The following is a 22,252-nucleotide window of genomic DNA, read 5'->3' as shown; positions in this document are numbered from 1 at the left end:
AACTTAAACTGTGGTGATTCGTTTCCTGATATCCCATAAAACCGACAATCCGACAATCAGCAACATCAGATAGAAAGCGATTTGCGAAATGGTGTTCGATGTATAATAGTGTCCGGGATGGAACACAAATTCAATTTTATGATCACCCTGTGGAATTTCGACGCCCCTTAAAACATAGTTCACCTGGTAAATTTCAGCTTCATCGCCATCGATAAATGCTTTCCAGTCGGGATAATAGATTTCAGAGAAAACCGCTAACCCATCTTTGTCTGAAGCAGAACTATACACCATTTTATCCGGAGAATAATCTTCCAGTGCAATCGATCCGTTTGTTTGACCATCTACTGAAACGGGAGCCAGTTTGTCCTTGTTTTTTGTTCTGATAACAGCGGTTTTACTGACATCAATATCATTTAATGCCAGTATTTCGTCGTTCGCATTATCAACCCATTTTACTGAATCGACAAACCAGGCATTTCCCATTGCTGCTGGATTATTCTGGACACCTCCCTGTGTAATAAAATATTTGGCGTTTAGCATGTTTAAAACAGGCATGTGCATTTTCCCGATATGGTGTTCTATCATGTCTTGGTATCTTCTGAGTTTTACCGGATGATAACCTCCAATGGATTTATGCGCGTTGGAAGTTACGTTTTCCTGAAAAGGAGATCCCGCAATATTAAATACCCTGTAATTCGTGTACTTGTTAATTACATGGGTTAAAAGTGCTGCCTTCTCTTCTGCATTTGCAGGATTGAACCTGGCCGTGTATTCCGTTAATTTTTCCTGTATATCGGGATGAACATTCATTTCCTGCTGATAGATCTGACGATCATTGTCAGACAATGCATAAGTTTCTTTTACTAAACTGTTTTTGTGGAACTGATCTAAGCCGACATAACGACGGCCAACTCCCCAAAAATCAACCAGGGCGAGAAGGACAATAATTCCCCAGAATACTTGCTTTGATAACTTTTTACGGGCAAAGAAATAGAGTGTAACAGTTAGTAAGATCACAAAAATGAATGCTCTCCATAAGTCGGCACGAAAAACCCCGATACGAAAAGCAATCAGCTCGTTTATGATTTGATCGACCTGATTTCCGGCGTTGGCTTGACTTTGCCACTGGGCAATTTGATTTCGTTCAACATCGCTAATGTAGGAGTTGAATAAATTCGGGAATGCAATATTTATCAGCAAAAAGACAAGGAATCCGGCGGCAACAAGCATATAAACCGGTTGTTTACTTTTAATTCCCGGAACTTCAGTTTTTCGTGCCAATACATTTTCGTTGGTACTGATTTGATAGGTACTGTACAAGGCATAAAAGCTCAGTAAAATAGCTGTAATGGAGAGAATGGATACAGGGGCCCGAAATTTATTGTACATGGGGAAGTAGTCGATCCAGAGATCGGTAAAGAATGAAAAGTTACCTCCCATGGCAAGTAGCAGGAACAGAATGACCGGGATTAAAACAGCCAATTTTAAACGATCTTTTATCAGAAAAATCCCCAGAACAAATAAGAAGACAAACACAATTCCCAGGTAATTTGGTCCGCCGCTAAAAGGCTGATTTCCCCAATACTGATTAAAACTTCCGAGTGTTTGCCGGTATTGACGAGGTATTGAATTCAGCAGATCCCTGTCTTGTGCGATTGAAGCGGTTGAACCACCTTTTACATTCGGGACGATAACCATCATCGCTTCATCAACACCGCTGCTCCACATGTTTATATAGTCCTTATCCAGTCCCTTATTTGTCTTTACCTCCTCGTTACCAATGGTAAGTTCACTACTCCCACGAATAGTGTAATCGTTGAACATGTAATAGTTGATTAACCGGGAGTAATTGGGAGCAATACCTAAAACGGCTGCTGCCAGCAGAACCAGTACCGTTTTTGAAAATTGGTTAAGCGTTTTTTCTCTTATTTGAAAAACCAGCTCAACAATTCCAAACACGAGGAGAGCGATAAAAAAGTAGTACATCATTTGTACGTGTGCCATAGTAATTTGCATGGCCAGAAAAAACGATGTCAGAATCAGCCCCCACCGGTATTTGCCTCTGAATATTAAAATGATACCGGCCAGAGTTGGCGGGATCAATGCAAGTGTATAGACCTTCATGTAATGGCCGGCGAGAATGATGATAATATTGTAGGAGCCAAGGGCAAAGGCCATTGCTCCACCTGCAGCGAATTGAGGTGAAATTCCAACTGCAACCAGCAAAATATAAAAGCCCAGCATGTACCAGAAAATGGAAGCAACTTCCCGGGGCATTCCAAACCGCATGGGTAAATAGAAGACCTTTTTCAACGCCGATGCACCTTTGTATTTTGCATGCACATATTCAGGCATTCCACTAAATATCGAGCCATTCCAGATTACTGTCTCATCTTCGTATTTCTTGAAATCACGGGCTTCGCGGCCTTTTCCATAGCCTCCAACAACGTCCTCTCCCTGGAGTGTTTTTCCTTCCCAGGCGGGATAAAAGTAAACAGAGGAGACAATGATCATCGCCAGCACAGCAATGACATGCGGAACAAGACTTTTCAGGATAGGCTTGATATTCATGGATTGTGGATTTTATTCTTTAATAAAATTTATCCGATAAAGTTGCATAAACTTTAGCATTTACCAAAGGGGAATTGCAATATGTAGGAACAGTAATGGAATTACTAAATTTTCCCAAACAACTTCTTGTAACTTACCTGCTCGCCGATAATCTTTCCAAGTTCTGCAATGGCAACGCGTTCCTGTTCCATGGTGTTGCGATAGCGGATGGTCACGGTACTGTCTTCAGCCGTTTGGTGATCCACTGTTACACAGAATGGAGTACCGATAGCATCCTGACGACGGTAACGTTTACCGATCGAGTCTTTTTCGTCGTACTGACAGTTGAAATCAAATTTCAGTTCATCGATGATCTCGCGTGCTTTTTCGGGCAGACCGTCTTTTTTTACCAGCGGCAATACGGCAAGCTTAATTGGAGCCAATACCGGTGGTAATTTCAGCACTACGCGTGTATCTTTTTCCAATTGTTCTTCGCAGTAAGAAGCTGAAATAACCTGAAGGAACATGCGATCGACACCGATCGAGGTTTCCACGACAAATGGTACATACGATTCGTTGAGTTCAGGATCGAAGTATCGGATCTTTTTGCCCGAGTATTTCTCGTGTTGCGACAGGTCGAAATCAGTACGAGAATGAATTCCTTCCACTTCTTTAAATCCAAACGGGAATTTGTATTCCACATCAACAGCAGCATTGGCATAGTGTGCCAGCTTTTCGTGCTCGTGGAAACGGTAATTTTCGTCGCCGAAACCAAGGGCGTGGTGCCATTTCATGCGTGTTTCTTTCCATTTCTCGAACCAGTCGAGTTCGGTGCCGGGGCGAACAAAAAACTGCATCTCCATTTGTTCGAACTCGCGCATACGAAAAATAAACTGACGGGCTACGATTTCGTTACGGAAAGCTTTACCGATTTGTGCAATTCCGAATGGAATTTTCATGCGTCCGGTTTTTTGCACGTTTAGGTAGTTTACAAAAATACCCTGTGCTGTTTCCGGGCGTAAGAAGATTTTTGATGCACCTTCAGCAGTCGATCCCATTTCGGTGGCAAACATCAGGTTGAACTGACGAACATCGGTCCAGTTTCGTGATCCTGAAATTGGACAAACAATTCCCTGGTCTTCGATGATTTGCTTTAATTCTGCCAGATCATTATCGTTCAATGCTTTGGCAAAACGTGCATGCAACTCGTCGTATTTTTTCTGATTGGCTAGTACACGTGAATTGGTTTCACGAAACTGTTTTTCGTCGAAAGCATCGCCAAAACGTTTGGCAGCTTTGGCCACCTCCTTGTTCATTTTTTCTTCGTACTTGGCCAGTTGGTCTTCAATCAGAACATCGGCACGGTAGCGTTTTTTCGAGTCTTTGTTGTCGATAAGCGGATCGTTAAAAGCATCAACGTGGCCCGATGCTTTCCAGATGGTTGGATGCATAAAAATTGCTGAGTCTAAACCAACCACATTTTCGTGCAATAGTACCATGCTGTCCCACCAGTATTTTTTGATGTTGTTTTTCAGTTCAACACCGTATTGTCCGTAATCGTAAACCGCTCCAAGTCCGTCGTAAATCTCACTCGATTGAAATACATAACCGTATTCTTTGCAGTGCGCTACCAGTTTCTTGAAAATATCTTCTTGTGCCATTTCGTCTATAAATTCTGAATTGAAGCACAAATGTAAACGATTTTTTTTATTTAGCTGCGAGCCGTGGGTTATGAGCTACAAGCGTTGAGATTCTTTTAAAATGGGAACTGAATTCAGATGCCAGATTCTGGATGTAGATGCCTAACTGAAGTTGACCAGGTTACAATTTATTGCAGTTTCCTCCTAAATTCTAACCTTCTATGATTCTACTATTCAAATCTTCCGTTTAATCTACTTCCTCAAAATCGATGTATTCACCGCTGTCGCCCTGCTTGTTCTTTTTGTGCTGAGGTTGGCCTTCAATGGTTACTTCGCCTTCGGGACGGCTTGGTGGCTGCTTGCCCCTTTGCTGATCCTGCATTTTCTGCTGCATATTTTTAATCCCTTTATCGATCAGGAGTGGAAGTACGTAACGCGAGAAAATTCGAATCCCGTAATATATCAGCAAAATTACGGCAACGGTAATGATCAGTTTTGGAATATATAATAAAACGAAGGCAATCATTTATCTGCTATTTTTCTGTGGTGGAAAATAAAAAATTCACACCAAACGACAAATTTAGATATTTTGCTGATGTGGGTTTTACAAAACCGGTGATATTATTGGTCGAGATGTAATATTGTACCCACCTGCCGGTATAACTTGCAGCAATTCCTGGTAGAAATTTATTGAAGTTTAACAAATTCACAGTGGCAGCCAGGTTCACTTTTTCGCCCAGTTGAGTATGCATAAATCCACTAATGTAATTATCGGTGTAGCTTTTTGTGTGGGTTAATTGTGCGGATAATCCCAACTCCATTTTATTTGAAATTTCCTGTTTTAAGCTGCCGGCGATTTTTAGCGGAATCTGTTCAATCACTCTGTTATCAATACTTTCTGCAAGGGTTACAAAAGGGATGGAGTCGCTAAAATCCTGCAATGCCAGCTTGGGTTCCTTGTAGCTGGGCTGATCGGGATATTTAGATTGGTAGAGGTCTGCTTCATTGTAGCGAATTGCATCAGTAAATTCAATGTCATAGGTATTGTGTTTAAAACCCACATAGCCAAGGTCCAGGACTGATGCAGAAATTTCGGGACCGTTATCAAATTTGTAGTTTAAACCCAGATCAATTGCCGGACTCAGGTTATGAAAGTTGAAAATGTAATCGGTCGGGCGCGGATTTGGGCGAATGGTTGTGGCTCCGATCTCTTCGATGTAGTTTACATCAACCGGTGCTGAAAGTGTGTAGGTTCCGTTTGGTGTCATCAATAATTGTTCTTGTTCCGTGTCGGTTGAAACACTGATGTACAATTCCGGTACATCGTAGTAGAAACGTGCAAACAAAAGTTTTGGTCGGATGCCTACCGAAAATCCATCCCATATTTTATAGGAATAGCCAAGCGCCAATTCGCGGTAATAGATGCTTTTAAAGGTTATTGGGCCAAACTCCTCGCTTTTCCCGTAATAGGGTTGAATTCCCAGGTCGAGAAAGTTCAGGATTTCGTCGTCGAAGTAGGCTGTTGCATACACACGATCACGAATGGAGAAACTGAAATTGTGCTCTTCTGTTCTCCAGCTGAGATAGATCATCGGAATCTCCAGATTGGCAACGGCATCGCCGGGTTCGCCAAGTTCGTTATAGAAATTCGCAAAGCTGTAGGCGAAGTTTTTTGAAAAGATATAATCGATGGAAAAATTTGCTTTCCAGTCGAAGGTGCTTCCCGAAATCAGGGGTATACCAATGACCAGTTTTTCGGTTTTATTTTGATGAGCAGGATTGAAAAGAGACGACTGACTAACGCCCGGGAGAAACTGTAATGGATTACCGTCCTGCGATTTGCCGGGAATAACAAATGCCAGAATAGAAAGTACAATTAGAATTAAGCTCTTGCTTGCCTTTTTCATCAGCGTGAAAATATGAACGCAAAAATATGGTTTATATTGGATTAGCTGAAAATAGGTACAAAAAAAGGCGGAATGATCCGCCTTGATATATTACGAGATTCAAATTATCTTCCTCTTACATCGCCACCACTTGATTCATCAATATCTCTCATTTGAGGATTTCCGTGATAAACGATATCCGCACCACTGCTGGCATTGGCTTCCAACTCGTCGGTTACGGTTAAGCTAATGTCGGAACCACTGCTGGCACTTACTTTGCAATATTGCGATTCCAGTTCTGCAGCATCGATGTCGCTGCCGCTGCTGGCCGACAATTTCAGGTATTTTACTTTTCCACGAAGTTCTGCATCGGAGCCGCTGCTGGTATCGAGCGAGAGGTTTTTGTAGTGTACATCCAGTTCAATATCCGAGCCGCTGCTGGCCGAAATATCCAGTTTCTCGCCATCCAATGTGTTTTCCGATTCCACGTCGGAGCCCGATGAAGCATCAATTCCTTCCAGTTTGGTAACGGTTACGTATACTTTACGTGTTTTATTATCGCCCCAGTTTAACCAGTTATTCCTTTTTGTGTAAATATGCAGTGTACCGTTTCTTACTTCGGTTTTCAGGTCATCGATTACATCGTCGTCGGCCACTACTTTTACGGCTTCCGAACTGCCCATGGAAATGTAGAGGTCGATCCCGGTTGATACATCGATCGCATTAAAACCACTCAGGTTCCTGTTTTCAGTTTTATCACTGTTCCCGGCCAATACCGGAATCGAAATGGTGATCATTGCGATCAGAAAAATTGCTTTAAGTTTTCTCATTTTTTTGAATTGTTTGTGTTGATCTCTGTAAGGACGAATGATAATATTGAAAGTTACAGGGAAACTACATTTTAATTACGTTTCCGCCCGACGATTTATGAACATCAGTATCAGAAGGTTCACCCGCGTAAAAAATATTTCCGCCGCTGTTGGCGTTGGCTTCCAGCCTTTTGCTGGCAGTTATCCAAATGTTGGCTCCGCTGCTCACTTTTACCTCGGCCTTTGTTGATTTCAGATCCTCGGCTTTTATGTTCGATCCTGAACTTGCCTTTCCATAAAAATCTTCTGCCAGACCTTTCAATTTCATATTTGAACCGGCTGATGCCGAGACATCCACTGTTTTAGCACTTATTTCAAGGTTGAAATTTGAACCTGCAGAGGCCCGCAATACAAGTTCACTGGTAGAAAGTTCAGTTTCAGAAAAAATATTGCAACCCGCCAATCCTTTTATCGCTTCAAATTCGGGAGCTGTTACGAAGACTTTAAAAGATTTAGCACTTTTTACATTGGCAGTCGATCGGATGATCAGTTCGTCGCCTGCAACTTCAGTTTCAATCACTTCAAGCAGGTTTTCATCCGCTTCAATAATAAGTGCGAATGATTCTCCCTGGGTGAGGTACAGGTTTATTCCCCTGCTTACTTTTATTTCATCAAAAGGATCTACCTCTCTTTCTTGTTTAACGACGTTTTCGTTGCCTCTCATTGATGGAGAAAAGATGCACGAAGAAAAAAGTAGCGGGACGCTGAGCAAAGCGAGTAATAATTTCCGTTTCATTTTTAGCGCAATTGTTTGGTTTAAAGCTGTAAGTTAATTGGAATGATTCACAAGCGGAGTAATTTTTCGTTGAACACGGGAATTTAGTCGGTAAATAGAAAAAGAGTATAAAAATTTCTTCGAGTGGAAGCTGATTTAAAAGTCATTGGTTTGTCATCCTGAACTTGATTCAGAATCTTCAGCGGCTTATCTATGACGATAGATTCTGAAATATCCCGATAATTATTAGAACACAATGACTTTTTGGGGACTAATGAAACAACCACCTGCAAATTTTCGGCGAATAAAATTTGCTGAATCATAAAAAAAAGGCCGATCCATAATCGGATCGACCTCATAAACTACCAGTTCCCCTCTTGTTATCCTCTGTTGTTGCGTGGTGGTCGTTCGCCTCTGAAACGATCACCCCTGCGGTCTTTCATTCTGTCTTTTCGGGCATCAAATTTCAGGCGTTGTTCTTCGGTCAGTATCGACCGGATCTCCTGGTGTTGTTTGGCCATAATTTTCTGTATATCCGCTTTTACATCCGAAATTTTATCAATGTTCTGATAAATGGCGTTCAAGTCGGCTTTTTCAGCCGTTGTCAACGTTTGCTGACGAGCTTCCAGTTCGTTTAACTGGTTGCGAAGCGGTTTAATTTGTTTCGCGGTTTCAAGGCGAAGCGCTTTCATTTGTTCCTGTTGTTCTTCAGTAAAGAAATTGTCCATCCGTTCGGCCCTCAGGTCGTGGCGTTTCATCATTTCACCTTTCTTTTCCAAATCCCGTTTTCCTCTTTCAGCATTTTGGGCATTTACACTGCCAACTGCAAAAATGGCAAGTACTGCTAATGTTAAAAATTTGATCTTCATGACTTTAATGTTTGTTATAATTGAATTCGTTCATTTGACATCGGGGACTTTTCAGGGTTTAATTCAAAAAATGAAAAGGAGATCAGCGAAAAAAGCGATTAAATTTGCTAACTCGTTGAACAACATGGTGTATTGACGACTTCTATTTAAGACAAACTCACCTGTTTTTAATATAAATTAACGTAATGAATAGTTCGTATTGTTAACTTATATCGGGTAAGAATTGTTACTTTTGGCAGTTCATAACTGAATTTAAGGCCAACAAATTCAGAAAGGAGAAAAGATGATGAAGAAAAAAATTTGGATTGGAATAGCTCTCGTGGCTGTATTAAGCGTTTCGTTTTTCAGCTTTACGCGCGATGAGAAAAACTTTGAAATTGCAAAAAACCTGGACATCTATCATACACTTTTCAGGGAACTGAATATGTTTTATGTGGATGAGATCAACCCGAATAAACTGGTAAAAACCAGTATCGACGATATGTTGCAGTCGCTCGATCCGTACACCAATTACATTTCAGAAGATCAGATTGAGGATTTTCGATTTATGACCACCGGCGAGTATGCCGGAATTGGAGCCTTGATCGGGAAGCATGGCGATAACATTATTATTTCGGAACCCTACGAAGGATTTCCGGCGCAAAAATCCGGGCTAAAAGCGGGTGATGTTATTCTTGAGGTTTCGGGGAAAGATACTAAGGAAATGACTACTGAAGATGTGAGTAGTCTGCTGAAGGGTCCGGCAAATAAACCCGTGACGATAAAGATTGAACGTGTGGGAGAGAAAAAACCACTCAATTTTGAAGTGGTTCGCGAAAAAGTATCCATCGATGCGGTTCCTTATTACGGGATGCTCGACGATAACACGGCCTACATTCGTTTGTCGAATTTTACGGCAAACTGCGGCGAGGATGTAAAGAAAGCTTTTCTTGATTTAAAAGAAAACGATCCGGATGCATTGGTGCTTGATCTTCGTGGGAATCCCGGCGGATTGTTGATGGAAGCCGTGAAAATTGTAAACTTCTTTGTCCCTAAAGGCGAAGAAATTGTAAGCACACGCGGAAAGGTAAAGCAGTGGGACAAAGTGTATAAAGCTACTTCAGAGCCTATCGATACCACCATTAAAATTGCCGTTCTGGTGAATCGTGGTTCAGCCTCAGCTTCCGAAATTGTTTCGGGAGCCATACAAGACCTCGATCGTGGAATTATTGTAGGTTCGCGAACTTTTGGTAAAGGGCTCGTGCAAACTACCCGCGACCTGAGTTACAATACCAAGTTGAAAGTAACCACCGCAAAATATTACATCCCCAGTGGCCGCTGTATTCAGGCTCTGGATTATTCGCACCGCAACGAGGATGGCAGTGTTGGTCATGTACCTGATTCGCTGATTACGGAATTTACCACTAAACACGGACGAAAAGTGTACGACGGGGGAGGTATTGTTCCGGATATGAAAGTGGATGTTGAAAACCTCGGAACCCTAGCGATTGAGTTAGCAACGCAGTTTAAAATTTTCGATTTTGCGACTAAATATGCCAATGAAAATGAATCGATCGCTCAGCCTGAAGATTTCAAAATTACCGATGATATTTACCGACAATTTACCGATTTTGTAAAAGCTTCTGATTTTCATTATGATTCGCAGTCGCAGACTGATTTTGAAACGCTGCTGAAAACTGCGAAAAACGAAAAATATTACGGTTTGGCAAAAGAAGAGTTTGAAGCCTTAAAAGCCAAACTGGTGCCTGATCTAGATAAGGACCTTAGTGGTTTCCGCGACGAAATAAGCGATTTACTGGAAGACGAAATCGTAACCAGGTATTACTACCAAAAAGGCGCTATACGTGCTGCTATTACCGACGATGAAGGCATTAGGAAAACCATTGATGCACTGCATTCCGAAACGTCTTATGCGGGCTACTTCCAGCCAGGTCTGGTAATTTCAATGAATTAATCGAAATAACATATAATTTTGAAAGGAGGCGATGAGCCTCCTTTTTTTGTGCCTCATTCAACATATTGGTTTTTCAGGTGTTAAGAAAAGTAGAAGCCCAATCAACCCAGTAAACTAATTCAATCTAATTTTTGTAAATTAAAGGCAAAAAAAGGTCGTTTCACGAAATTATGACCGTTCAATTTGCGAAGTAGAACAACAACCAAATCGGAAAAATTATGAAGCACTTTAAACGATTTATCCTACCCATTCTATTGTTACTGATTTCTATTTTTCTTAAATATTTTATCGAGAAATACGACTTTACCTACGAGGAATCTTACCCAATTTTTGATACCGTAGGATCCATCCTTATGATAGTTAGTATTGCATGGTTGCTTATTTCCTCACTCCGAACAATCAAACGTATTTTCCTTGAAAGATTCAATACCGCGGCCGAAGATAATTTACGGTCGCGCAAATTCCAGACACAGTTTAATATTCTCGAAAGTGTTTTTATAGCACTCATTATTGTCATTGCAATCGGGGCGGTTCTAATGTTGTTCGACGATGTAAGAAAGTTGGGAGTCAGCCTGTTTGCCTCGGCCGGTGTTGCCGGTATTATTGTTGGTTTTGCAGCTCAGAAATTTATCGGGGCCGTTATTGCGGGTTTGCAGATTGCTATTACCCAGCCCATCCGGCTCGATGATGTGGTAGTTATTGAAGGCGAGTGGGGAAGAATTGAAGAAATTACACTGACCTATGTGGTGGTTAAAATCTGGGATTTGCGGCGTTTGGTAGTTCCTTCGACCTATTTTTTCGAAAAGCCTTTTCAGAACTGGACACGCACTTCGGCCGATATATTGGGTACAGTTTTTATTTACACCGACTACAAAGTATCGTTCGATGCCCTACGCGAAGAATTGACCAGGGTGCTGGAAGCAACACCATTGTGGGATAAAAAAGTAAATGTATTGCAGGTAACAGATGCCAAACAAAATGGCGTAGAAGTACGTGCACTGATGAGTGCCAAAGATTCGCCAACGGCCTGGGACCTGCGCGTTCATGTGCGTGAAAAACTAATCCAGTTCCTGCAGAAAAATTATCCAGAAAGCTTACCAAAAACAAGGATTCTGGTTCAGAGTGAAGGCGAACCTGGTGTAGCGATTGGTGGATTTGGTAAAGTTCCGGATGTAAATAAATAGCGATGAAGATTTATTTTGCAGGCTCCATTCGCGGAGGTCGTGAAGATGCAGAATTGTATTTTGAAATTATTAATTCCCTCAAAAACTTTGGTAAAGTGCTTACCGAGCATGTTGGCGATAAAGCGCTTAGTAGCCTGGGCGACGATGGTCCAACCGATCGTTTTATCCACGACCGCGATCTGGAATGGCTGAAGACCGCCGATGTTTTGGTGGCCGAAGTAACTACCATTTCAATGGGTGTTGGGTATGAAATTGGCCGGGCCGTTGAAGCCGGGAAACGGGTACTCTGTTTATTCCGACCAGAATCAGGGAAAAACCTTTCGGCGATGATCGCAGGTTGCCCGGATATTGAACTGATCAACTATAAAACTTTCGAAGACGCTCAGTTAGCCATTTCCTCATTTCTGGAGCGATAAAGTTGCTTTATATTTTAAGTTCATCTGGAATCAACTTAACAATTGTTTCCATTAAACAACTGCCATAAATCGGTGTTAGAGACATCGAAAAGATCATCGAAAAGCTTTCTGGTTCAATAACTGAAATAGTTGATTGTTTAAATTATTGTACAAGAAAATTTCTTCTAAACGGATAATTATGTGATCCAAAAGATCAATTCAATTGTTTGGATCAGTGATTTCAAATATTTTCATAGTTTTGACAGAACTAAACACGAATGAACTTGGACATATTTTGCCCGGTTTTAGACTTTTTTACTATATCGCATGAAACAGATACCACGATTGGCCGCTTTTTATATTGCATTATTACTTTTCCCTGTAATGGCTAAAGCTCAGGTAGTTATTAACGAATTTCTGGCGTCGAATACCGGGGTAATTGTTGATCCTGATTATGGTGAGAGTGCCGATTGGCTTGAACTTTACAATGCTGGGAATTCCATTGTCGACCTTGGAGCTTATTACCTGACCGATAATTTTAACAACCTTACCAAGTGGCAGATTCCGTCGGGAACGCAAATTGAACCAAAAGGATTTTTAATCATTTGGGCTGATGGTTTCGATAACGGGCTGCACACCAATTTTAAAATTTCGGCTGATGGAGAGGAGCTGGCCATTCTAAATTCAGACGGAATATTTATTGATTCGGTGTCGTTCGGTGTTCAGGAGCCCAACATTTCAATGGGGCGCACACCTGATGGCGGTCCCGAATGGAATTTTTTTACAGAATCCTCACCTGGTTTATCGAATTACACACAGAATTTTGAAGGTATCGTAAAAAATAAGCCACACTTTAACCCATTGGGAGGAATTTTTACTTCGCCGCTTACGGTGTCGGTTTCGAACACCTTTGGAGGAGATTTGCGCTATACGCTCGATGGTTCGGAACCCACAGAAAGCTCACCGATATTAAATGCTGATCTTCAGATTGAAAAAACCACTGTGGTTCGGGCCCGCATTTTCAAGGCGAACCAGGTTCCCGGAGAAACCGTAACAAACACCTATTTTATCGATGAAAATGATTCGATCGGAGAACTTCCGGTAGTTTCGCTGGCTTCGGACCCCGATAATTTCTGGGATTCAATAACGGGGATCTATGTACAGGACTTTAAACCTGAATGGGAAATTCCGGTCAACATTGAGCTCTTTGAAAACGATGGCAGCGATCGCGCCGGGTTTAACCTGACTGCGGGAACAAAAGTAAACGGTTTGTACTCCTGGCAGCTTCCACAGAAAATGCTGGGAATTTACTTTCGAAAAGAATACGGAAAGGGAAAGCTTGAGTATCCGCTTTTGTTTGATCACGACCGGAGTGTTTTCGACGATTTTGCCCTGCGTGCTTCAGGCAGCGACTGGGCTTATACCTTGTTCAGGGATGGAATGGCACAATCGCTTACTGCTGAGAATATGGACGTTGATTTTCAGGGATTCAGAGCTTGTGTGGTTTACTTTAACGGTGAGTACATGGGCATTCACAATATGCGCTCCAAAGTCAACGAGGATTTTATTGTTCAAAATCACAAACTTGGCGACCGGAAAATTGACATGATTGAGAATGAAAATTATGTGGAAACAGGTTCACTTGATCAGTATGCTGCATTTGAAGCCTTGTATCACAAAGATTTGTCGAATCAGGAGAACTACGATGCCGTAGCTGAATTAATGGATATTGAAAATTTTACTGATTTTATCATCACTGAAATTTATGCACAAAATGTTTCGGTCGACCATAACATAATGGCCTGGAAACCGCAGGACGGGGGAAAATGGAAATGGATTTTGAATGACCTGGACCGTACCTTTTTTAATGCCGGCAACAACATGATCGATTATTATGCCGACCGGAAAGTCATACCGCTGTCTGCGCTTCTTGAGAATGACGACTACCGACACTATTTCGGAAAACGCCTGGCCGATCACCTCTTTACGACCTTTGATCCTGATCGGGTAAAGAAAATGATCGATGATTTTAGTTCTAACATCGAAGAAGAAGTTCCAAAACATATTGAAAGGTGGAGGGGAACCACCTCCGATTATGGTGATGCGATCCCTTCTGTGGGATACTGGAATAAAGAAGTCGACGATATGAAAGTATTTGCCGATCACCGGCCTCCGGCCCTGTTAAATGATTTGCAAAACTATGGTTTTCAAGAGAGCCAAACTTTAGCGCTGCTCATATCTCCTGAAAATGAAGGTACAGTCAATTTCAACGGCATCAAAATTAAGCAAGCTGAAAGTCAGGGGGCGTATCCAAAAAATGAGGAAATTGAATTGTTTGCCGAAGCAAAAAGTGGGAGTGATTTTGTAGGTTGGAAAATACTTCGCAGTAATGTAATTATTGATAAAGAAGAAGTTTGGAAATATAACGATTCGGGATCGGCAGCCCCGGTCACCTGGAAGAATACGGATTTTGACGATAGCGAATGGAAAGAAGGACAGGCTGAACTGGGTTATGGCGATGGCGACGAAAATACGGTGGTCGATTTTGGCGGAAACAGCAATGATAAACACATTACTACCTATTTCAGGAAAAAGTTTACCATTGAAGATCCGGGGAATCTGGATAATTTGAAGGTTAACCTGAAGTGCGACGATGGTGCTGTAGTTTACCTGAACGGTGTTGAGGTAACACGCGATAACATGCCGGAAGGGGAAATTATGTATTCAACACGGGCAAGCACTGCCATTGGCGGTGGAGATGAAAGCGATTTTTTAGTTTACCCGGTTGATAAAGCGCTCTTAGATTCAGGTGTTAATGTTATTGCTGTTGAAGTTCACCAGGCAAATCCAACCAGTTCCGACATCAGTTTTGATGTACAACTGACCGCATTTACATCCGACAGTTCAGGTTTGATCACCAGTACAACTTTGAACTTAACGCACACTGAAGATCTTGAGGTGATCGCACTTTTTGAAAGCGATGGAAGTTGCATTGTTCCTGAAGTGATTGCCGAAGAACTGATTTTGAAGAAAGCATGTTCACCTTACCGTGTTCCCGATGATGTTATTATTACCGAAACGGGTAATCTCATTGTTGAGCCGGGAGTTGAAATCTGGTTTTCGGATGATGTTTCAATGACTGTAAATGGGAAACTCGAAACCAGAGGAACAATGGAAGAACAGGTTGTTTTCAGAAGTAATCCGGACAGTAAAAATCACAAATGGGGGAACCTGAATTTTGTAAGTGCCGATACTTCATATTTAAACCATATTATTGTTGAAGACGCTTCCAAAGGAGCAAATCCGATACGGGAAATTGCCGCAGTTTCTGCATTCAATTCAGTGTTGTTAATCGATGGGGCAGTGATTGAAAATGTGCATGAGAATCCGGTTCTGGGACGATATTCTGATATCACGATGAAAAACAGTAGGCTGCATTCAGAGATTACAGGCGACCTCATCAATATCAAATACGGAAAAGGTTTTATCGACAGTTGCGAATTTACAGGTAACGACATGCCGGATACCGACGCAATTGATTATGATGATGTTAAAAACGGGGTGATAAGAAATTCCTTAATTCGCGATTTTCACGGTTTCAACAGCGATGCGATTGACATTGGCGAACGCGCCGAGAATATTTTGATCGAAAATATGTTGGTGTATAACATTACCGACAAGGGAGTTTCGGTGGGTCAGCAATCGTCGGCCAATATTTCAAATTCGGTGTTTGTTAACTGCAACCTTGGTGCCGGGTTGAAAGATTCAAGCCGGGTGACTATTGATCATAGTACCTACTACGGAAACGGAACTCCGGTGGCCACTTATGAAAAAAATGAAGGTGATGCCGGCGCAAATGTGAAGGTTACAAATTCAATTTTATCGAATGCCTACGATGTCAGCTATTTCAGCGATTCAAAATCTACTATAAAAATTTCACATTCCACCTCCGATAATGATGAACTACCAGTGGCAGAAAGCAATTTGTTTGTCGATCCTCAATTTGCCAATCCCACTTTATTCGATTTTAGTCTGGATGCTTCTTCACCTTGTATTGGAACCGCATCTTCCGGAAATATAGGGGCAAATCTTTCGATTCAGCTTGACTTCAACCAGGTTATTATCAGTGGAATAGCCTTTAAATCGAATACCATTTCAGAGATCAACGAGTTTATAAAATTAAGCAATCCCGGCAGTACGGAGCTTGATATCTCCGGATACGTGTTTACAAAAGGCATCACTTTCACTTTTCCTGATAATACAATTATTGATCCCGGTAAAGATGTTTACGTGGCATACAACAGGAATTCTGATTTCTGGCTAAATAAAAACAGAAATGTTTACCAGTGGGAAAGCGGAAGACTGGCGGATGAAGGGGAAGCAGTCAGGCTGGAAACTCCCCAGGGAATTATTATTGATCAGGTGCATTACAATTTGGATGAAAGCTGGCCGGAGATCGCAAATGGAGAAGGAATTACCTTAAAATCGAATGTTCTTGACAATCACTTTGGTAAAAACTGGAAGAAGAATAATTTGAGCATTTTGCTGAATGTTAAAACAGAGAATTTACCCGATAGTAAGCTGGCATTTTATCCAAATCCTACCACGGGAGTAATCAATGTTTCAGGACTGGAGGTTGAAGAGGCGGTTATAACCATTTACAATTTGACCGGAGTACCCGTGAAAAGCAGAACCATCAATACTAATCAGGCTCAAATTGATTTAAGTAATTTGCCGGAAGGAATGTATGTGTTGCGTTGTGGCTCTTATTCTCAACAAATTATTTTACTGAAATAAATAGCAAGCGAAGAAGCAGTTTTCCTTTTTTCAATTTAACAGTCGGTGTTACAATTGGCTTCTACTTGTTCTTTTTCAATCTGAAAAGTAGTATGGCCAATTGCAAATTTATGCTCGAGGTCATCCTGTAAACGGGCTAAAAACTCATCATCGTTGCCACCCGGCATGATCAGGTGGGCGGTAAGTGCCACTTTTGTCGTGCTCATGGCCCAAATGTGCAGGTCGTGTACATCGATGACTCCTGCCTGACTTTCGAGGAAAGCCCGCACTTCATCAACTTCAATGTGTTCGGGAACGGCGTCAAGTGCCAGTTTCAGTGAGTCGGTGAATAAGTGCCAGGTACCCCAAAGTACCACGCCAATGATCAGAAAACTGGTCAGTGGGTCGATCCAAAGTGCACCGGTGTATATTATTAGCAGCCCGGCAATGACAACACCAAGCGATACACTTGCATCGGCTGCCATGTGAAGAAAAGCACCTTTTATGTTCAGGTCTTCCTTTTGTCCTTTCATAAACAGCAGGGCGGTAATCGTATTGATTACTACGCCTATTCCGGCTACGATCATCACCTGTGTTCCGGCCACCGGTTCCGGATTTTTGATTTTCCCAATTGCATCCCAGGCAATAAAACCAACTGCCCCAAATAACAACAAAGCATTAAGAATGGAAACAAGAATGGTTGTTTTGCGGAGACCGTAGGTGTATTTCCCGGTTGGGCGGATGGTGGCCATCCAGGCAGCGGTCCAGGCAAACACAAGGCTCAGTACATCGCTGGCATTGTGGCCGGCATCGGCAAGTAGAGCCGATGAATTTGCCAGCAAACCATAAACCACCTCAACAGCCACAAAAACCACATTAAGCGCAATACCAATGGCAAAGGCTTTTCCGTGTCGGTTTCCCGACTCGTGATGATGATTATGTGAGTGCGAATGTGACATTCTTTGTTTTTATCGTTAAAATTAACTGTATATCAACAAACGTGAATAAGTGATGCTTAGTTCGAGTTGCATTTCCAGTAATTTCTCCAGGCTATCGTAATAAACCGTTAGTTCGAACAAATATTCGCCGAGCGAAATAGCACCTTTGTCCAATGCTTTTTTCAGCAATTCCAGGTCGTTTTGCAGGGTCAGCTGTTCGCGAAATTTTGCGATGTTTTCCTGCAGTGCGATGGCTTTGTCATGTTGCATTTTCATTTCATTGTAAAAGCGCAATTTCTCATCTATCACACGTTGCTGTGCTGCTTCGCTTCTTAATCGGGCATATTTAACGGTGTTTTTATTTTCAAATAACGGTATGGAAATCCCAACAGTGACACCCTGAAAATGTTCGCCAACTACTTTTTCGCTCATATAGCCTGCATTTAATTTTGGCAGGCTCTGCGCCGTTTGTAAGCGGGCATTTTTATCTGAGATTTCTATATCCTGTTTTAACCAGGCGAGCATCGGATTGTTCACGGCTGCCTGTGTCATCCACTGGTCAAAATCAGCGGTGATCACTACATTTTCAAAATCAGCATTTTCAAAATCAACGGTTTTGCCTCCATTTAGTGTTGCCAGCTGTTGCAGCAATGTTTGCCTTTGAATTTCAATGTGGCGAAGTTCGGCTTCCGTATTTAAAAGCGTAACTTTTGCTTTGTTATGATCCAGAATGTTAGCTTCTCCGGCATTCAGTTTTGTTTCAACCGACTTTGCAATCCGGCTGGCATTTTTCTGTCGTTTTTGGTATTCTGTCCGCAGTGCATTCTGATAGGTAAGTTCGGCGCAAATCATTCGTGTCTGAAGGAAAATATCCATTTTTTGCCTTTTGTACTCCAGCTCGGCCTGCTCATTTTTTAGGTCTGCAATCTGATTGCGGTATGCATAAGCCGATGGAAAATCAAACGACTGTTGAACGCTGATATCTGTCCGGTTACCAATGGCCGACGGATCGCCCCACAAATAATGAAATTCCACCTCAGGATTTTGAAGTTGAATACCTGTTTTGTTTCCCATTTTTTCAGCTTCAACCGTTTTCTGTATCGCCGAAAGCGAGGTATTGTTCTGCTCAATTTCGGTCAGCAGGGCATCAATGTAACTTTGTGCCGACACAAATTGGCCAATTGTCAGAACAGCAATAATTGTGAATATTAGTTGTTTCATTTTTATACTATTTTGTATCCAAGAATTACGCGTTTAATAAGAAAACCATTCGTTTCAATAACCCCAAAACCCCCTAAAGGGGACTTTTTCGGCTCCCCTTTAGGGGCTGGGGGTGATTTTAGTCTTCGTGCAATTCGAGTAATTAGTGGACATTATCTTTCTTTTTAGAGTTTCCATTTTTGCTTAAGGCATAGTAAACGATTGGCACCACATAAATATTCAGGATGGTCGATGTGAGCAAACCACCTAAAATTACCTGCGCCATCGGGCTTTGGATTTCATTACCGGGCAAATCGCCGTTGACTGCCAGCGGAATCAGCGCCAGTGCTGCCGTTAACGCCGTCATTAAAATCGGTAACAAACGATCTTTCGAGCCGTGTACCAGCGTGTCGTACAGTTTTTCGCCCTGTTGCTCCAGACTTTGGTAGCGCGAAACCAACAGAATTCCGTTTCGGGTAGCGATTCCAAAAAGTGTGATGAAACCAATAATTGCCGGGATACTCAGCATTCCTGACGTTAGCATAATGGCGAAAATTCCTCCGATCAGTGCCAGCGGCAAGTTCAGCAAAATGATACCTGCCAGTTTGAAGTTTTTGAATTCCTGGAATAAAAGCAGGAAGATGACAAAAAGAGCTGCGATTGATGTTAGCAGCAACATTCGCGAAGCTTTTTCTTCGCTTTCGAATTGGCCGCCGTATTCAACGCGGTAACCTTCCGGCAAGTCGATATTTTCGTTTACACTTTGTTTGATTTCTTCTACCACGCTATGCAAATCGCGACCAGCAACGTTGGCAGAAACCACCAGTTTTCGTTTTACATTTTCGCGACTTATAGAATTTGGGCCACTGGCTGAAACGATTTCTGCTACCTCGCTCAATGGTACTTTTTTATCGTCGTGTGTGTCGATCAATACATTTTTAATGCCTTCCAACTGCTCGGTATAATCGGTATTGTAGCGAAGAATCAAATCATAAGTTTGCTGACCCTCGTATATATCAGCCATCTTTTCACCGCCCAGTGCGACATCAACAAATTTATTGAATTCGTGAATTGAAATGCCATAAAAAGCCAACATATCACGATTGGGCCGGATTTGTATCTGTGGAATTTCAACCTGCTGTTCAACGTTTACGTCTACAAGTCCGTCGATGTCTACAATGTGTGATTTAATTTCGTTGCCTATTTGGAACATCCGGTTTAAATCGGAGCCAAACAGTTTAATGGCAATGTTAGCACGGGTTCCAGATAACATGTGGTCGATGCGGTGCCCCAAAGGTTGGCCTACGGTAAATGCAATTCCCGGAATTCCGGAAAGTTTGCTGCGAACATCTTTTAAAAATGTTTCCAGCTCACGCTCCTTCAGTGTAAAATTCACATCGATCTCGGCACTGTTGGTGCTTTGCGAGTGTGTGTCGAGTTCACCGCGTCCGGTACGTCGGGCAGTGCTGTTTACCTCAGGAATAGATAGCATCTCAGTTTCAACCAGATCACCCAATTTGTCGCTTTCGTGCAACGAAGTTCCGGGTTGCGTAATTACCGAGAGCGTTAATGCTCCTTCGTTAAATTCCGGTAGGAAACTTCGTCCAAATCCCGAGAAAATAAACAGTGAAACCACAAACAAACCAAGAATTGGGAATACCACAACTTTTTTATGCTTTAGCACCCAAATAAGCGAACGTTCGTAACCCGCAGAAAGATTTCGTGCCAGCCAGCTTTCTTTTGATTTTCGCGATAGATATTTATCGCCTGATAACATCAGTTTTGAAAGCAACGGGGTGAGTGTCATGGCCACGATCAAGGACATAAATAACGATACGATGTAAGCAATTCCAAGCGGTTTGAGCATGCGGCCTTCCATTCCCGAAAGGAAAAACAGCGGCATAAACGCAACAATAATGATCAGGGTTGCATTTAAAATTGAAGCCCTGATTTCTTTCGATGCCTCGTAAACCACCGAGAAGGAACTTAGCCTTTCCCCTTTTGGCAGCTGAAAATTTTGCCGGAGACGTTTGTATACGTTCTCCACGTCGATGATGGCATCATCGACCAGCGAACCAATGGCAATGGTCATTCCACCCAAACTCATGGTGTTGATATTGAGCCCAAGCAGGTTCAGTACAATTACCGATCCCAACAGCGAAAGCGGGATAGCAAGCAGTGAGATCAGTGTTGTTCTGAAACTGCCCAAAAACAGGAACAGGATGACGATAACCAACACCGCACCTTCAAGTAAAGCGCGTTGAACGTTACTAACCGAGGTTTCGATAAAATCGGCCTGACGGAAGATCTTGGTATCGATGCTTACATCGGGCGGCAGCGTCGCTTTCATGGCAGCCAGTTTTTGCTCGATATTTTCGGTAACCTCCAAGGTATTGGTGTTCGGTTGTTTCGAAACCGATATGATAATCGATTTCCTGGCATTATGCGATGCATAACCCATTTTTACGGCACTCCCGATTTTAACCTCGGCAACATCGTTTACCCGAACCGGTTTCCCATCCACCGTTTTTATAAAAGTATTTCCGAGCTCTTCGGGATTTGACGTTCGTGCCACTCCGCGAACGAGGTATTCGTTACCGTGTTCACGTACGATCTTACCGGTTGAATTCTGGCTCATTTCGCGGCAGGCATCCGCCAGCTCGCTGATCGAAACGTTGTAAAAATTCATTTTCAGCGGATCAGCCAGCACCTGGTATTGTTTGTAATCGCCACCAATTATAGTAACCTGCGAAACGCCTCCTGTCGCCAGTATCAATGGCTGGATGTCCCATTCAGCAATCGTGCGAAGGGTCATCAGATCGGTTGAGTCTGCATTCAGACTCATAAAAAATATTTCGCCCATTACACTCGATTGCGGTGCCAGAATGGGTTCTCCTACATTATCGGGCATGGCTTCCTGTACGGTAATCAGTTTTTCACTTACTACCTGACGTGCCTTGTAAACGTCGGTTCCCCAATCGAAATCGACCCAGACAAATGAAAAGCCGAGTCCCGATGACGAACGTACCCGACGCACACCCATTGCTCCGTTTACTGCTGTTTCTATAGGATAAGTGACCAAACGTTCTACCTCTTCCGGAGCCATGCCGTGTGAATCGGTCATTACAATTACGGTAGGCGCTGTAAGGTCGGGAAACACGTCAATATCCATATTTTTTGCCGTGTAGATCCCGAACACCAGCAACACCACCGAACTCAAAATAATCAGGTATTTGTTGTTCAGCGAGAACTTTATAATGTTGTTAATCATTGCTT

Annotated in this window: 14 protein-coding genes; 4 read left to right on the top strand and 10 right to left on the bottom strand. The window is 42.4% G+C overall.

All coding sequences use genetic code 11. The features are described from left to right. Positions 1-3: 3 nt before the first annotated feature. The 7 genes from WFY05_RS05310 to WFY05_RS05280 form a co-directional block, all read right to left on the bottom strand. Positions 4-2,571 (bottom strand): YfhO family protein, encoded by a 2,568-nt coding sequence (locus tag WFY05_RS05310; protein WP_340111696.1) that lies wholly within the window; start codon positions 2,569-2,571, stop codon positions 4-6. 104 nt (positions 2,572-2,675) lie between these two features. Further along, the gene (locus WFY05_RS05305) at positions 2,676-4,211 is read right to left on the bottom strand and encodes a glycine--tRNA ligase (protein ID WP_340111695.1); all 1,536 of its coding nucleotides are present in this window, start codon (positions 4,209-4,211) and stop codon (positions 2,676-2,678) included. Positions 4,212-4,437: 226 nt separating this feature from the next. Continuing rightward, positions 4,438-4,716 carry a DUF4834 family protein gene (locus WFY05_RS05300; protein ID WP_340111694.1) on the bottom strand — a complete coding sequence of 93 codons (279 nt, stop codon included), beginning with the start codon at positions 4,714-4,716 and terminating at the stop codon, positions 4,438-4,440. 7 nt (positions 4,717-4,723) lie between these two features. After that, complete coding sequence (locus WFY05_RS05295) at positions 4,724-6,097, bottom strand: DUF5723 family protein (protein WP_340111693.1); 1,374 nt, start codon at positions 6,095-6,097, stop codon at positions 4,724-4,726. A 104-nt stretch (positions 6,098-6,201) separates the two neighbouring features. Then, positions 6,202-6,906 carry a head GIN domain-containing protein gene (locus WFY05_RS05290; protein ID WP_340111692.1) on the bottom strand — a complete coding sequence of 235 codons (705 nt, stop codon included), beginning with the start codon at positions 6,904-6,906 and terminating at the stop codon, positions 6,202-6,204. A gap of 64 nt (positions 6,907-6,970) precedes the next feature. After that, complete coding sequence (locus WFY05_RS05285) at positions 6,971-7,681, bottom strand: head GIN domain-containing protein (protein ID WP_340111691.1); 711 nt, start codon at positions 7,679-7,681, stop codon at positions 6,971-6,973. A gap of 359 nt (positions 7,682-8,040) precedes the next feature. Beyond that, a complete protein-coding gene (locus WFY05_RS05280; RefSeq protein ID WP_340111690.1) occupies positions 8,041-8,529 on the bottom strand; it encodes a Spy/CpxP family protein refolding chaperone in 489 nt (162 codons plus the stop codon). A gap of 283 nt (positions 8,530-8,812) precedes the next feature. Between WFY05_RS05280 and WFY05_RS05275 the strand changes: the two genes are divergently transcribed. The 4 genes from WFY05_RS05275 (at position 8,813) to WFY05_RS05260 (ending at position 16,859) form a co-directional block, all read left to right on the top strand. Beyond that, a complete protein-coding gene (locus tag WFY05_RS05275; protein ID WP_340111689.1) occupies positions 8,813-10,483 on the top strand; it encodes a S41 family peptidase in 1,671 nt (556 codons plus the stop codon). Positions 10,484-10,701: 218 nt separating this feature from the next. Next, positions 10,702-11,667 (top strand): mechanosensitive ion channel family protein, encoded by a 966-nt coding sequence (locus WFY05_RS05270; protein WP_340111687.1) that lies wholly within the window; start codon positions 10,702-10,704, stop codon positions 11,665-11,667. 2 nt (positions 11,668-11,669) lie between these two features. Beyond that, positions 11,670-12,083, top strand: coding sequence for a nucleoside 2-deoxyribosyltransferase (locus WFY05_RS05265; protein WP_340111686.1), 414 nt, complete (start codon positions 11,670-11,672; stop codon positions 12,081-12,083). Between the two features lie 306 nt (positions 12,084-12,389). After that, positions 12,390-16,859, top strand: a complete 4,470-nt coding sequence (locus tag WFY05_RS05260) for a lamin tail domain-containing protein (protein ID WP_340111685.1) — start codon at positions 12,390-12,392, stop codon at positions 16,857-16,859. Positions 16,860-16,894: 35 nt separating this feature from the next. On the opposite strand, the gene WFY05_RS05255 is transcribed toward WFY05_RS05260, so the two are convergent. The 3 genes from WFY05_RS05255 to WFY05_RS05245 all read right to left on the bottom strand — a co-directional run bounded on the left by WFY05_RS05255 (position 16,895) and on the right by WFY05_RS05245 (position 22,247). Further along, positions 16,895-17,797, bottom strand: a complete 903-nt coding sequence (locus WFY05_RS05255; RefSeq protein ID WP_340111684.1) for a cation diffusion facilitator family transporter — start codon at positions 17,795-17,797, stop codon at positions 16,895-16,897. A gap of 21 nt (positions 17,798-17,818) precedes the next feature. Next, positions 17,819-18,997, bottom strand: coding sequence for a TolC family protein (locus WFY05_RS05250; RefSeq protein ID WP_340111683.1), 1,179 nt, complete (start codon positions 18,995-18,997; stop codon positions 17,819-17,821). Between the two features lie 142 nt (positions 18,998-19,139). Continuing rightward, positions 19,140-22,247, bottom strand: a complete 3,108-nt coding sequence (locus tag WFY05_RS05245) for an efflux RND transporter permease subunit (RefSeq protein ID WP_340111682.1) — start codon at positions 22,245-22,247, stop codon at positions 19,140-19,142. Positions 22,248-22,252 lie beyond the last annotated feature (5 nt).

It is taken from the genome of Maribellus mangrovi, from assembly GCF_037646455.1.
Classification (GTDB): Bacteria; Bacteroidota; Bacteroidia; order Bacteroidales; family Prolixibacteraceae; genus Draconibacterium; species Draconibacterium mangrovi_A.
Note: the sequence above shows the minus strand (reverse complement) of the source record. Positions and strands in the feature narration are given on the sequence as shown.

Bases quoted from the DNA above. Each gene is read 5' to 3' on its own strand.
- WFY05_RS05265 (WP_340111686.1), top strand. From the start codon at position 11,670: ATGAAGATTTATTTTGCAGGCTCCATTCGCGGAGGTCGTGAAGATGCA.
- WFY05_RS05305 (WP_340111695.1), bottom strand. From the start codon at position 4,211: ATGGCACAAGAAGATATTTTCAAGAAACTGGTAGCGCACTGCAAAGAA.
- WFY05_RS05280 (WP_340111690.1), bottom strand. From the start codon at position 8,529: ATGAAGATCAAATTTTTAACATTAGCAGTACTTGCCATTTTTGCAGTT.
- WFY05_RS05245 (WP_340111682.1), bottom strand. From the start codon at position 22,247: ATGATTAACAACATTATAAAGTTCTCGCTGAACAACAAATACCTGATT.
- WFY05_RS05310 (WP_340111696.1), bottom strand. From the start codon at position 2,571: ATGAATATCAAGCCTATCCTGAAAAGTCTTGTTCCGCATGTCATTGCT.
- WFY05_RS05255 (WP_340111684.1), bottom strand. From the start codon at position 17,797: ATGTCACATTCGCACTCACATAATCATCATCACGAGTCGGGAAACCGA.
- WFY05_RS05285 (WP_340111691.1), bottom strand. From the start codon at position 7,681: ATGAAACGGAAATTATTACTCGCTTTGCTCAGCGTCCCGCTACTTTTT.
- WFY05_RS05300 (WP_340111694.1), bottom strand. From the start codon at position 4,716: ATGATTGCCTTCGTTTTATTATATATTCCAAAACTGATCATTACCGTT.
- WFY05_RS05260 (WP_340111685.1), top strand. From the start codon at position 12,390: ATGAAACAGATACCACGATTGGCCGCTTTTTATATTGCATTATTACTT.
- WFY05_RS05275 (WP_340111689.1), top strand. From the start codon at position 8,813: ATGATGAAGAAAAAAATTTGGATTGGAATAGCTCTCGTGGCTGTATTA.
- WFY05_RS05270 (WP_340111687.1), top strand. From the start codon at position 10,702: ATGAAGCACTTTAAACGATTTATCCTACCCATTCTATTGTTACTGATT.
- WFY05_RS05250 (WP_340111683.1), bottom strand. From the start codon at position 18,997: ATGAAACAACTAATATTCACAATTATTGCTGTTCTGACAATTGGCCAA.
- WFY05_RS05290 (WP_340111692.1), bottom strand. From the start codon at position 6,906: ATGAGAAAACTTAAAGCAATTTTTCTGATCGCAATGATCACCATTTCG.
- WFY05_RS05295 (WP_340111693.1), bottom strand. From the start codon at position 6,097: ATGAAAAAGGCAAGCAAGAGCTTAATTCTAATTGTACTTTCTATTCTG.